Consider the following 11,528-nt stretch of genomic DNA (forward strand, 5'->3'; position numbering starts at 1 on the left):
TTCTTCATACTCTCTGCCGATTCTTCTGATTCAATACCTTTTTGCATTCAGTCTGGATCGGCCATGCTCCGTCGCCACTTTCTTACCGGTTTACTGCTCTCCCCCTTTGCTGCGCGCTGCGGCTTTAGCCTGGCCGCTTCCTCGGCAAAACCCGCACAGGTATTGCCCTTGTGGCCAAAACAACCGCCTGGTGGCGGTGGACCTTTAGGGGCGATGACGTTTAGTGCCAAAGGTGCGCAGCGGAATATTGCCATGCCGACGCTCACCGTCTTTAAGCCTGTTCAGCCGAAGGGACGCGCTGTACTGATTGCGGCTGGCGGCGGCTATACGCGTATCGAAATGGGCAAAGAAGCCTGGCCCGCTGCCGCGTGGCTGGCGGCTCAAGGCTACACAGCGTATGTGCTGAGTTATCGCCTGCCGCAGGAAGGCTGGAAAGATGGCGCGTTAGTGTCACTTCAGGATGCACAGCGCGCACTGCGTATCGTGCGCCACCGTGAGAACAATGTCAGCGTATTGGGCTTTTCGGCTGGCGGGCACCTGCTGGGAATGGCGGCGAACCGCGCGGATTTTCACGCTTATCAGGCCAGTGATGCAATGGACAATCTCCCCGCAACGGCCGATCGTGCCGCGCTGATCTATCCCATCATTACGCTTGAGCCACCTTATGAACACACCTCCACGCATAAAGTGTTGGTCGGGAAAGACGCATCACTCAGCGCGGATACCGCCTGGTCGGTTCAATCCTATGTTAATCCGCAATCACCGCCGTTTTTCCTGGTGCAGGCCGAAGACGATCCTGTTTCCGATCCACACAACACCTTGATCATGGCTGCCGCGTGCAAGCAGCAGCATGTGCCGGTTGAGATGCATCGCTATCCCATCGGGGGGCATGGTTTTGGATTGGGTAAGCCCGGCACACAAACGACTGAGTGGCCGGGACATTATCTGCAATGGTTAAACGCTTAACGCGGCGGAAGGTTGAGCCAGGCCCGCCAGCAACGTCTCCGAACTGGCCACCGCACCAAAAATACCGCCCTGCATGTGAATCATGCTTAGTGCCGCTTCGTGGTGTTTTAGCTCGGTCGCGGCGCAGCAATCAGACAGCACCAGACATTCGAAGCCGCGATCGTTGGCTTCGCGCAGCGTGGTATGCACACAGACATCGGTGGTAATACCTGAGATGATAAGATTACGTATCCCCCGACTGCGCAGGATCAGTTCAAGATCGGTGGCATAAAAAGAGCCTTTGCCTGGCTTATCAATGATGGTTTCACCCGCCAGTGGCGCCAGCTCCGGGATAATTTCCCAGCCCGGCTCACCGCGCACCAGAATGCGACCACAGGGACCAGGCGCACCAATTTCCGCCTGCATCCGTTTTGAGCGCCAGCGTTTATTGGCCGGCAAATCACTCAGGTTAGGACGATGGCCTTCACGCGTATGGATGATCGGGAAGCCCAACTCCCGCATGCGTGCCAGCACGCGCTGCAAAGGCGCTATCGGAGCGCGGGTCAGTGCAATGTCATAGCCCATGCTATCGACGTAGCCGCCCTTGCCACAAAAATCGGTCTGCATATCGATAATGATCAGTGCGGTATCCGCAGGCGTACACCGCCCATCAAAGGGCCAGGGATAAGGTGTTGAATCAATGGTGAATTCAGGCATTTTTCTGCTCCATCAGGCTCGCTGCGTTTTCACGTTTCAGTTTGACAATCAAAGTGTAACTGGCAGCAGCCGTCACCAGGCCAATCACCGCTTCACCAAACTGCGGGAATTCAATGTGGGCAATCACCGCACACAAGCTGCCAATCGCCCAGGCGGCAAAAGCGCTACCGCGCAGACGACGGGTTTTGCGCTGCTCGCTGATTCTTGCCATGAAGATCAGGTCAACGATCATGACCGCACCAAACGGCGGTACCACGATGCCGAGCAAACTCAGCCACTCGAGGAAGTAAGACCAGACGCCCGCCAGCGCCAGTGCCCCGCCGATGGCGCCGAGGATCAACGTCCAGACTCGCATCTTGCTGCTGAACAGATGGCTAAAGCCAACGGCACCGTTGTACAAACAATGGGTACAAACCGAGCCGAGGTTAATGAAAACAAACAGGAAAGCGATGATGGAGAGTAACGTGCCATGGTTCATCAGCATTGGCAGGAAATTACCGCCATTATTGACCGGATCAACCGCCGCGCCCACCGCTACAATCACCACACCGAACAGATATGAGATGACGTTCGCCATAGGAAAGGCGGAAAACGCCGCGATAACCGCTGATTTGCCGTCTTTCGACCAGCGGGTAAAATCCGCGGTCATGGTGCCCGAATCGGCGAATCCTGCCACCACCATGGTCACCGCCGTTCCCATGCTCATGGCGCCGACTGCACCAGTACTGCCTTTGAACTGAGTGATGGTGCTGAAATCGTGATCCTGCCCAATCAACCACAGTGCGACCAAACCGAGCACCACAAACAACGGTGCGGCAATCATGCCCAGGATCGACAACGCACGCACGCCGAGGAAGGTGACGCCGGTATACAGCACCATGGCGATAGCGGTCACCGCGAGTGCGTTCCAGCCAAAGGTTTGGTTAATGACTGTACCAGTTAAACCCGTTTGAAACGCATACCAGCCAATCACGACGGTCGAGAGAAAACCGGAAACGAGAATATAGCCTTTAGTGCCAAAGGTACGCTTTGCCTGCAGGGCGAAGTTCATCCCGGTGTTACCTGCAAACCAACTCAGTGCGCCAACATAAGCGAACAGCACCAGATTGCCGAGCAGGATGGCAATCAGCGCGGGCCAGAAACCCAAATGCCAGGTAATAATGCCACCAAACAACGCGTTGGTAAGGATCATCGGGAAACCGAACCAGACAGCTGATACCGACCGCGTCGAGTGACGGTGACTTAAAGGTACCGGTTCGTGTTCAAATTCCTGCTCCAGCGCAGGGGAGGATTTGTTACTCATGGGCAACTCCGATTAAGTCAGGATAAAGGTGATTCCACGGTTGGATGCGCTCGAAAGCGGCACTTGCCGCCAGCACCAGGCCATCGTCCAGATGACGACCCACGATTTGCAGACCAATCGGCAAGCCACTGGCGGTGAAGCCCGCAGGGATTGAGGCCGCCGGTTGGCCAGTGAAATTGAAGGGATAACAGAACGACAACCAATGATCGCTGCGCACCATGCGCCCATCGATGATTTCCGGTCCCTGCATATTGAGCGGGAACGGCGGCACTGCCAGCGTTGGCGTCAACAGCAAGTCGTAACGCTGCATAAATCGCCACAGCTGATTGCAGATCTTCTTGCGTGCGGTATTGGCGTCGGTAAAGTGTTCAGCGCGCCATTCGCGTTGCAGCATGGCGCTCAGATGAGGTGACATGCGTGAGCCCAGTTCGCTTTGCATCTGACGCATGCCTGTGAGATCGCTTTCAAAGGCCACCAGCGCGGCAAAGGTGGCGCCTTCATCGGCAATCCCTGGATCAACCTCTTCTAATTCCGCCCCCAGTTCACGGGCGAAATGTCGAGCGGCCTTAGTGACAACGTCACGCACCTCTTTATCGACGGCGATGTAGCCAAAATCGGCACTAAACGCAATGCGCAGCCCGTTTAAGGGTTTTTCCAGAGAAGAAATCCAGTTCACGTCGCTGCAGGGAATGGAGTGACGATCGCGCATATCCGGGCCAGCCATCACTGACATCATCAGTGCGCTGTCTCGCACCGTGCGTGTCATGGGGCCAATATGCTCCAGTGATTCCCAGCTAGAGACGCCGGGAAAGCGTTCATCGCGGCAGCCGGGCCATAACGGCACCCGCCCCATCGAGGCCTTGAATCCATAAACGCCGCAGTGCGCCGCTGGAATACGTACCGATCCGCCGCCGTCACTGCCCAATGCCATCGGGCAAAGGCGAGCGGCGAGCGCCGCGCCGGATCCGGCACTGGAACCGCCGGGCGTTTTGCTCAAATCCCAGGGATTGCGCGGTGAAGGAAACAGCGGATTGTGCCCAACGCCGCTATAACCAAACTCGGGCGCAGTGGTTTTCCCCAGCAGCACAGCATCAGCAGCCAGCAGGCGCTCGACGGTGATGTCGTCATCTTCAGGTATGAAATCGGCATAGGCTGCCGAACCGGAGGTGGTTTTCACACCCGCCGTGCAAATGAGATCCTTTACCGCCAATGGCACACCCGCAAAAGCCCCCAGCGCTTCACCGCGTGCACGCTTCGCATCCACCACTGATGCCTGCTGTAACGCCAATTCGGGTGATGCCGTACAAAAAGCCCGAATCAGTGGTTCGCGTTTTTCCATACGATCCAACGCGGCTTGCGTTAATTCGCGGGCAGACACCTCGCCATTGCGGATCAGCGCTGCCAATGTAGTAGCATCCTCATCCAGTAAAGCCTCAAACATGATTCATCTCCCGATTTGGTCACTTAACGGGATTAATGCAGTTTGCGTGCCAGAAGGTGCCAACAATCAGCGGCGAGGAGATAACGCCTGATGGGATACGGACTTGGATACAAGATCGAATACTTATGTTTCGTTTTAATGCATTCGGTTTAACAGGAAGCACAAAAATAGCGCAGCGATGCGCCATTTTGGTCATCACCGATGCAGGCTGCTTTCAGCGTTGCTAAATGTCACTGGATGGATAAAACATCATCGGAAAATACAGCGCCACGTCATGCTGTTGTAACCTGCGTATTATTCGATTTTTAATTCAGTAAACATTTCATAAACGACATCACGAATAGGATAATACTTATCACAGATAAAATGAGAAATGTGTCAGGGTGAGCGAGGTTAAACAAAGTCTCATTTTCCATTCTTTTATCTGAGGGCGAACGGGTGAATTATTTCGACGTATCCATTCTGGCCGTAATACAGGGGCTGGCAGAGTTACTGCCGGTTTCCAGCTCTGCACACGTCATTATGACGGAGAAACTCCTGGGGCTGGACCCTGCGGCCCCCGATATGACACTGTTGCTGGTGATGCTGCATACCGGCACGATGTTCGCGGTGATTGTTTACTTCAGGAATAACTGGCGGGAGACCTATTTCAGTTCGAGCCGTGCATTTAAGAATAATGTTTTTTTAATTATTCTCGCCACCGCAGTGACCGGCGTAGTGGGTTTAGCGCTAATGAAGCTGATTAAATATTTCTTCGCCGCGAACGCCGACACGTTCGAAATAGAATCCTTATTCAGTAACAGTAAAATAATCGCCAGTGGTCTCGCTGCAGCAGGCTTATTAATTATCCTCTCTTCACGCCTGAAAGAAAAAGATCGCGGCGAACTTTCGCCCTTAAGCGCTGCAGGTATTGGTTTCGTTCAGGGTTTATGCCTGCCATTTCGCGGTTTTTCTCGTTCTGGCGCCACGATTTCTACCGGTCTTTCATTGGGTGTGGCCCGTAAACGTGCGGAAGAATTTAGTTTTGCGTTAGCCGTGGTGCTGACACCGGCGGTGATCGTTAAAGAGGGCCTGCGTGCTTTCAGTTCAGGTTCTGCTGGTACGGTCACAGTGAGCAGCGGAGTGCTTCTGCCCAGCCTGGTGGGCATGATATTAAGTTTTGTCGCCGGACTTCTGGCGCTACGCTGGCTTTCCCGCTGGCTGGAGCATGATCGCTGGCATCTGTTCGGTGGCTATTGCTTGTGCGCTGCGGCACTGATTGGTTGGTTGGGCTGACTCGCGGATTGAGCTTCTCTGAACCTCAGCAGTGAAATCATTGGCATGCTGCTTGCAGGTTGTCTATACAGGTAGGTAACCTCGAATGACAGACAGGGATAAAGATGAAGCTCAATCCAGAACAACTGCGCGCAAAAGCCAGACGCACACTGCCCCATTTCGCTTTCGACTATATTGATGGTGGCGCAGAGGGGGAAGTGACGCTCAATCACAATAGGGCTATCTTTCAACAGTGGCGATTTTTACCCTCAGTATTACGCGATTCCAGTCAGCGGAATATCGGTGTTGCCCTTGGCCGCACGCAGTTGGCTGCCCCACTTCTTGTTGCTCCCACTGGCTATAACGGCATGCTGAGAAATCAATCCGATCTCATGCTCGCCCGCGCTGCGGCTCAGGCGGGCATTGGCCATATCCAGAGCACCGTTTCAACCGCTTCTATTGAGGATATACAAGCGACTGGTCATCAGGAACGTTGGTTTCAACTTTACGTCCTTAAAGATAAGCAAGTAACTGAGAATTTGATCAGTCGCGCCAAAGACGCAGGCTGTACTGCTTTGGTGGTGTCCGTTGATGCGGTGCATTTTGGTCATCGTGAGCGCGATAAGCAGCACTATCGACGGCCCATGAAACTCTCATTCCCGGCACTCTGTGACGTGGCGATGAAACCGGGCTGGGTGCTGCGCACTCTGGTGCCACACGGTATGCCGGGCTTCGGCAATCTTAAGCCTTACCTGCCCGCTGAAAAGCAACAAGGAGCCGGCGGTGCCACTTACTTCGCTCAGCAAATGGACCAGACCTTGAGCTGGGAAACGCTGGCGTGGATCCGCTCACTGTGGGACGGCGCGTTGTATGTGAAAGGCATCATGACCGTTGATGATGCCCTTATGGTGCAAAAAATCGGTGCTCAAGGCATTGTCCTGTCGAATCACGGCGGCAGACAACTGGATTGTACCGCCAGCCCAATGTCTGTGCTTGCCAGTGTGCGAGCGGCGGTCGGTGACGAATTTATCATCCTGATCGACAGCGGTTTCCGCCGCGGCACCGACGTGATTAAAGCGCTGATCCTCGGGGCTAATGCCGTATTGATTGGACGGCCCTTATTGTATGCGGTGGCCGCAGGTGGCGAAGCACTGGCGAACGAGGTGATCACTGCGCTGGTTCAGGAAGTTGACCGCACGCTGGCCCAATTAGGCTGCAACACCCTTGCAGACCTGCGGCCAGAGATGCTGCAGATCAGATAGAGGCCAGATATCCCCCATCGACATACAGAATCTGCCCGGTGATATATCGGGCAGCCTCCGAGCTAAGAAAAACCACACTGCCGGCCAGATCGTCGAATTCACCAAATCGACCAAGCGGGATTTTTTTCTGCATCGCGTCGCGCCACGCGTCATCCTGATAAAACACCTGAGTCATTTCCGTTTCGAAGTAGCCGGGACCGATGCCATTCACGCGGATGTTATGCGCCGCCCATTCCGCGCTCAGCGTGCGCGTCATCCCCGCCAATCCTGACTTGGAGCTGGCATAGGCAACGGCGCCGGGCACGCCCACACAGGTGGTCAGCGAGCACACATTAATGATCGCACCGCCGGATGCCGCAGAAACCATGTTTTTCGCCACCGCCTGAGCACAAAAAAATGCGCCCTTAAGGTTAGTGCCAACAATGGTATCCCACAACGCTTCATCCACTTCGAGCGAAGGGCGAATCTGTTCGGTGCCTGCATTGTTAATCAAAATATCCACCCGCCCCGCAGCGGCTAGCGTCTGTTGGATGCTTTCAACCTGAGTGACATCCAGAATCAGTCCCTGTGCCTCTACGCCAGAGGCGCGCAACTGCGCCACCGCGGCTTTTAGTGTAACCGCATCACGACCGGTGATCGTCACACGCGCACCGGCCTGAGCCAACGCCTGTGCCAGCGCATAACCAATGCCACGTGTCCCGCCCGTGACCAATGCGTTTTTACCTTGTAAGGAAAATGACGTCATGACACTCATAATTTGATTACCGTTTTCAGGAAGGCCGATTTGCCCTCAATCAGCGTCTGATAGGTTTCAGGCACATCATCCAGCTGCACCGGTGGCGCGATAAGCCTTGTTAAGTCGTCCGCCAGCAAGGCCATGATATCCAGTGCCGCCTGCTGTTCATGCTGGAAGACACTGCAACCCACCAGCGTGATCTCCCGCTCCACTAAAGCATTCAGATCGATGCCGTCCGTATGGTGAAATATTCCGACCATCGCAATGCGACCACCCGAAGTTATCCCTGCGATCAGCTGCGAGAGTGCGGCAGGAAATCCTGAGGCTTCAACACCCAAGGCATATTTTTGGGGCGTGGACAGCGGCACGACAGAAGCGATCAATTGATAGCGCTGCGCATTCGGTTCGATTAACTGCACCTGACATTTTTTCAAGCGATGCAGAAGTAACGCTGTCAAACCTCCGATGGTTCCGCCGCCCGTGACACACACAGCATCACCTTCTGCGGGATTGAGTTGATTCACCACTCGCAACGCCACGCCTAGCGGTTCACTCAATACCGCTATCTCATCGGGAATCGCATCGAGTACCGCCAGCAAACTACTTAGCGGTAACGCCACCTGTTCAGCAAAACCACCGTCAAACACTTCTCCTACAAAGCCCAGGGACTCGCACAGGTTCATCGCGCCAGACGAGCAAAATGCGCAATGGCCGCAATACACGCGCGAATCAGCGACTACGCGCATGCCTGGCTGGAAGCGGTCGCTCTCGCCGTTGATTTCGCTAATGACGCCGAACAACTCATGTCCTGGTGTTACCGGAAGATGAGCAATCCACTTTCCAGTTTTGAAATTATGTAAATCGGAGCCACAGATTCCTGCTGAGTGCACGTTGATCCTGGCCCATCCGGCGGGCAAATCGGGTGGGGAGAGTTCATCAACAGTGACCTGACCAATACTTTTGAGGCGTATCGCTTTCATCTCAGTTCTCCGTGATCAGGCTGTTGATCCAGTGGGTGGATTCATCCTCTCCGCCGCACGCCAGCATCACGGAAACCGAGAAGCCAATCGCTGAGCTTGTCGGATTATGGTTACTGGATGAGCCGGCACGTAAATTCATCACCAGCGTCGGACAGCAGAACAACGCCAGCCGCATAATCTGTTGCCAGTTGCCGGGCAGCCAGCCTTTCTCCTGCAGGGCTGCAAGCAAAGGCTTCCAGTAAAGCTCTCCTTTACTGGTCAGAAATGCGCGGCGTAGCGGGCTGAGTTGCCAGTCATGTTCAACAATCAGCGTGTTGCCATCGCACCGCACATTGACCTGATAGCGGGCGGCGGCATCGTCAGGTTCATACAACCAGCACGGATGCGCATAAATGTTATGGAACGTGGCTTTAATTTCAGCCAGTAAAGCGGGAATATTGCTACCCGCAAAAGCAGGGTCGAAACTCACCAGTTCAGGTTCACCGTACTGCGTTTCGTACCATACGTTGGCATTGTGTGCATCACCATGTGCCACCACGACACCGTGAGACGCCAGCGCAGCAGGTTTCAACACTTCTCCCGCGGCCAGGAACAGCTGGTGAAGAGTCTTGGGATATAACACGCCGTTGACCTGCCAATGCATCTGGCTCAGAGTTTCCCAATCGAGCTGCACCTCACCCAGCGTGAAGCGCTGCCCAATATAGAACTGCGCTACTCGCCCACCCAAGCCATCCGGATTACCCTCGGAAACCAGTCGATTCCAGAACAATTGATGAATAGATTCAGCTGCCACTTCTGCCGCCGTTGCCATACGCAACGTGGGCAGCGTGTGAGCGAGAATATCGCTATCGGCGCGACGCTGAGCCTCAATAATCGCTGCTGATTGCTTCCAGTCCGCTGTGGATTCCACTGCACGGCACACATCCGCCAGACGCTGATCGTTGCGTAAGCTGTACAGCAGAATTTGTCGTCCCGGTTCACCGCAGGTGTAGACCGGCACATCGACAGCGAAGCCATGCTCACGCAGCAGTTCAGCGCGGTAATACTCATCAATGGTGTGCTCTTCCCCTTCTTCGTGATGGAATTTGAAAAACAGCGTGCGCCCATCCGCGAGCACCACGCGACCATTTAAAGAGTTCAGGCTGTATTGATCGCGGTTGATCTGCAGGCTGATCGCCTCGATCCCGGTGACATCTGCGATCAACTGCTGAAGTTTCTCGCTGGCACGTTCCCACTGGTTTTCTTTGGTTAAACGACGCGCTTCTGCCGCAAGTGGAGGACACAGGCGATCATTCATCGCGCCCACCTTTCAGTAAGGTCTGTCGGATATCTGACACCGCCAATGCATGGCCGGGGAACCCTTCATATTCCGCAAAGCGTTTGGCTTTAGGAGCCAATTCCTGATAGCCCCGGCTGGTGACATAAGCGATAGACATACGCTTCATATAGTCAAACACCGAGAGCGGTCCTGCGGTTTTCGCCGCCCCGTTGGTTGGTAACACCGCATTAGGCCCGAGCACGAAGTTACCCAGCACAATCGGCGAATGCTCTCCCAGCAGAATTTCACCCGCATTGCGGATTTTCATCATCACATCCATCGGTTCGTGTGCCAGCACTTCGAGATGTTCCGGGGCGTACGCGTTGACGAATTCAATCGCCGTGGCAAAGTCTTTGGTGAGGATCACGCCACCGTGGTCGCCACAGAGTACGCGCTGGGAGAAATCTGCCCTTTTTTCACCGATCTGCTGCCAGTAGCCCGGTAGCGCGGCGATGGCCTCTTCCGCCACGCGACGGCTGGACGTCACCAGATAAGCCGAGCTATCCGGGCCGTGTTCGGATTCAATTATCAGATCGAGCGCCGCCAATGCCCCATTCACCGAATCATCCGCTAAGATTAGGCTTTCGCTAGGACCCGCAGGCACACCGGGATCGATCAAATGCGCAAGCTGACGTTTGGCCGCTACCACCCAGGGACTGCCGGGGCCGACAATTTTTAAACATTTCGGAATGGATTCGGTGCCAAACGCCACTGCCGCCACCCCTTGTGCACCGCCACATTTGTACACGTGCTCAATTCCCACCAACCGCGCAGCAACCAGCGTTGCATCATCCACAGTGCCATCCGGGCCTGGGGGCGTAATCACAATGGGCAGCGGCACACCGGCGACGATGGCGGGGATGGTTGTCATTAGCAATACGCTGGGAAATGAACCCTTACCGCGCGGGACATAGCAGGCTACGGCATCAATCGGAACATGGCGATCACCGGCAAAAGCACCAGGACGCATCTCTTTCCACCACATCTCCTCGGGCTTCTGTGCTTCATGAAACGCGCGGATATTCTCCACCGCGAAACGGATCGCGTCGATCACCTGCGGATCAACGCGTTCGAATGCCGCATCGAACTCCTGTTCGTCAGCCTTGATGGCAAAGGTTTCTGGCTGCACGCCATCAAATTCACGGGCAAAACGAATTAACGCCTGATCCCCTTCAGTTCTGACTGCTTCAATAATCGGCTTCACCTTTTCGGCAAAACTCGACAGGTCAGATTCGGTGCGTTTGAATAGCTGCGCAGGTAATACGTCAGACGTTGACAGATCATGAAATGAAACGGCCATAGTTAATCCTCAATATTGTCAGTGCGTGAATTCGTGTTGGTGAATGCGGCTCAGCACCTTATGCTGCAGCTCGATAAATTCAGGTACGCGATTGATCCCCTCATGACGGGGGCGCGGTAAGTTCACCGCGAAAGTGGTATCGATTTTTCCTGGGCCCATCACGACAATGCGGTCCGACAGCCTGACGGCTTCTTCAATATCGTGCGTAACAAACATCACCGTCAGGCGATGCTTTTCCCAAATCTCAATCAGTAACTGCTGCATCTGGTGAC

The 11,528-nt window shown here is 54.8% G+C and carries 10 protein-coding genes and 1 pseudogene; 3 read left to right on the top strand and 8 right to left on the bottom strand.

Annotated features, from left to right (window positions below):
• Positions 1-63: 63 nt before the first annotated feature.
• On the top strand, positions 64-966 hold the full coding sequence (locus tag FD737_RS15130) for an alpha/beta hydrolase (protein ID WP_097119124.1): 903 nt from the start codon (positions 64-66) through the stop codon (positions 964-966).
• On the opposite strand, the gene FD737_RS15135 is transcribed toward FD737_RS15130, so the two are convergent.
• Genes FD737_RS15135 through FD737_RS15145 form a run of 3 tightly spaced genes read right to left on the bottom strand, consistent with a single transcriptional unit; the run spans position 955 to position 4,406 of the window.
• Positions 955-1,662, bottom strand: a complete 708-nt coding sequence (locus FD737_RS15135) for a cysteine hydrolase family protein (RefSeq protein WP_160833898.1) — start codon at positions 1,660-1,662, stop codon at positions 955-957. The genes FD737_RS15130 and FD737_RS15135 overlap by 12 nt on opposite strands.
• On the bottom strand, positions 1,655-2,965 hold the full coding sequence (locus FD737_RS15140; protein ID WP_160833899.1) for a cytosine permease: 1,311 nt from the start codon (positions 2,963-2,965) through the stop codon (positions 1,655-1,657). Before FD737_RS15140 ends, FD737_RS15135 begins: the two co-directional genes overlap by 8 nt.
• Positions 2,958-4,406, bottom strand: coding sequence for an amidase (locus FD737_RS15145; protein ID WP_058961337.1), 1,449 nt, complete (start codon positions 4,404-4,406; stop codon positions 2,958-2,960). Before FD737_RS15145 ends, FD737_RS15140 begins: the two co-directional genes overlap by 8 nt.
• A gap of 438 nt (positions 4,407-4,844) precedes the next feature.
• On the opposite strand from FD737_RS15145, the gene FD737_RS15150 reads away from it, so the two are divergent.
• Positions 4,845-5,681 (top strand): undecaprenyl-diphosphate phosphatase, encoded by an 837-nt coding sequence (locus FD737_RS15150; RefSeq protein WP_160833900.1) that lies wholly within the window; start codon positions 4,845-4,847, stop codon positions 5,679-5,681.
• A gap of 104 nt (positions 5,682-5,785) precedes the next feature.
• Positions 5,786-6,922, top strand: coding sequence for an alpha-hydroxy acid oxidase (locus tag FD737_RS15155; protein WP_160833901.1), 1,137 nt, complete (start codon positions 5,786-5,788; stop codon positions 6,920-6,922).
• On the opposite strand, the gene FD737_RS15160 is transcribed toward FD737_RS15155, so the two are convergent.
• The 5 genes and pseudogenes from FD737_RS15160 to FD737_RS15180 all read right to left on the bottom strand — a co-directional run.
• Positions 6,915-7,667: an SDR family NAD(P)-dependent oxidoreductase gene (locus FD737_RS15160; RefSeq protein ID WP_058961388.1), complete on the bottom strand. Its 753-nt coding sequence runs from the start codon at positions 7,665-7,667 to the stop codon at positions 6,915-6,917. The two genes, FD737_RS15155 and FD737_RS15160, sit on opposite strands and share 8 nt — an antisense overlap.
• Positions 7,668-7,672: 5 nt before the next feature.
• On the bottom strand, positions 7,673-8,638 hold the full coding sequence (locus FD737_RS15165) for a zinc-binding dehydrogenase (protein WP_160833902.1): 966 nt from the start codon (positions 8,636-8,638) through the stop codon (positions 7,673-7,675).
• A gap of 1 nt (position 8,639) precedes the next feature.
• Positions 8,640-9,935 carry a hypothetical protein gene (locus FD737_RS15170; protein WP_160833903.1) on the bottom strand — a complete coding sequence of 432 codons (1,296 nt, stop codon included), beginning with the start codon at positions 9,933-9,935 and terminating at the stop codon, positions 8,640-8,642.
• Positions 9,928-11,256, bottom strand: coding sequence for a histidinol dehydrogenase (gene hisD, locus FD737_RS15175; protein WP_160833904.1), 1,329 nt, complete (start codon positions 11,254-11,256; stop codon positions 9,928-9,930). Before hisD ends, FD737_RS15170 begins: the two co-directional genes overlap by 8 nt.
• Positions 11,257-11,274: 18 nt before the next feature.
• Positions 11,275-11,528 (bottom strand): annotated as a pseudogene (locus FD737_RS15180) (ABC transporter ATP-binding protein); the annotation flags it as partial.

The sequence above is a fragment of the Pantoea sp. Seng genome (assembly GCF_009829935.1).
Lineage (GTDB): Bacteria > Pseudomonadota > Gammaproteobacteria > Enterobacterales > Enterobacteriaceae > Pantoea > Pantoea communis.

Bases quoted from the DNA above. Each gene is read 5' to 3' on its own strand.
- FD737_RS15130 (WP_097119124.1), top strand. From the start codon at position 64: ATGCTCCGTCGCCACTTTCTTACCGGTTTACTGCTCTCCCCCTTTGCT.
- FD737_RS15135 (WP_160833898.1), bottom strand. From the start codon at position 1,662: ATGCCTGAATTCACCATTGATTCAACACCTTATCCCTGGCCCTTTGAT.
- FD737_RS15140 (WP_160833899.1), bottom strand. From the start codon at position 2,965: ATGAGTAACAAATCCTCCCCTGCGCTGGAGCAGGAATTTGAACACGAA.
- FD737_RS15145 (WP_058961337.1), bottom strand. From the start codon at position 4,406: ATGTTTGAGGCTTTACTGGATGAGGATGCTACTACATTGGCAGCGCTG.
- FD737_RS15155 (WP_160833901.1), top strand. From the start codon at position 5,786: ATGAAGCTCAATCCAGAACAACTGCGCGCAAAAGCCAGACGCACACTG.
- FD737_RS15160 (WP_058961388.1), bottom strand. From the start codon at position 7,667: ATGACGTCATTTTCCTTACAAGGTAAAAACGCATTGGTCACGGGCGGG.
- FD737_RS15165 (WP_160833902.1), bottom strand. From the start codon at position 8,638: ATGAAAGCGATACGCCTCAAAAGTATTGGTCAGGTCACTGTTGATGAA.
- FD737_RS15170 (WP_160833903.1), bottom strand. From the start codon at position 9,935: ATGAATGATCGCCTGTGTCCTCCACTTGCGGCAGAAGCGCGTCGTTTA.
- hisD (WP_160833904.1), bottom strand. From the start codon at position 11,256: ATGGCCGTTTCATTTCATGATCTGTCAACGTCTGACGTATTACCTGCG.